This is a genomic window from Acinetobacter sp., from assembly GCF_036666595.1.
Lineage (GTDB): Bacteria > Pseudomonadota > Gammaproteobacteria > Pseudomonadales > Moraxellaceae > Acinetobacter.
Window position 1 is genome coordinate 1 of sequence record NZ_JAVWVO010000113.1, and the last position, 609, is coordinate 609.

The following is a 609-nucleotide window of genomic DNA, read 5'->3' on the forward strand; positions in this document are numbered from 1 at the left end:
TGGACTTGGTGCGGAGGAATTTCCACTAAACATGAGTCGCCATATCCAGTAGTCACACCATAAATAACGCCTTCTTCTTCTAACAACTGGTCTAGAAAATCAGCGCCACGCTGAATCAAGTTTTGCCATTGTTGTGAAGTTGGTAATGCCACCAAACATTGATTCTGAGCAACTGCAACAACTTGTTCTATCTTTAAAGCTTGTTCACCAACAACTAAAACTTTCATATCTTTATTTTTCAACTACTTATTCCAAAAATTATAAAAATTAAACCATTGGTATGGGGCGCGTATGCAATGTTGCTCTAGCACTTCCACATATTTTCGAGTGAAATTCTGCATCGCAATCAAGCGGTTAGCACGTGGTAATTCAACCTTTTCTGCAAGCAAATGAATATGCACATCAAACTGCTGCTTTTGTCGATAACAAAACACAGCCAAAATCGGTACTTTCAACAAACTTGCTAAAATCCAAGCACCTTGAGGCCAATCAGCATCCACACCTAAAAAGCTCACACGTTGTACACGTTGCGACTGTACAGGAACACGATCCGCAGCCAAAATAACCCATTCACCTTGTTCAAGTTTCTCTTGTAAAAGTACAGCGGTT

1 protein-coding gene and 1 pseudogene are annotated in these 609 nt (G+C 40.1%); both read right to left on the reverse strand.

The window, feature by feature from the left end; all coding sequences use genetic code 11:
• On the reverse strand, positions 1–227 hold a 227-nt coding region (locus RR876_RS17070), incomplete at its 3' end, for an aromatic amino acid lyase (RefSeq protein WP_332637198.1).
• Between the two features lie 15 nt (positions 228–242).
• A pseudogene (locus RR876_RS17075) lies at positions 243–609 on the reverse strand (acyltransferase); the annotation flags it as partial.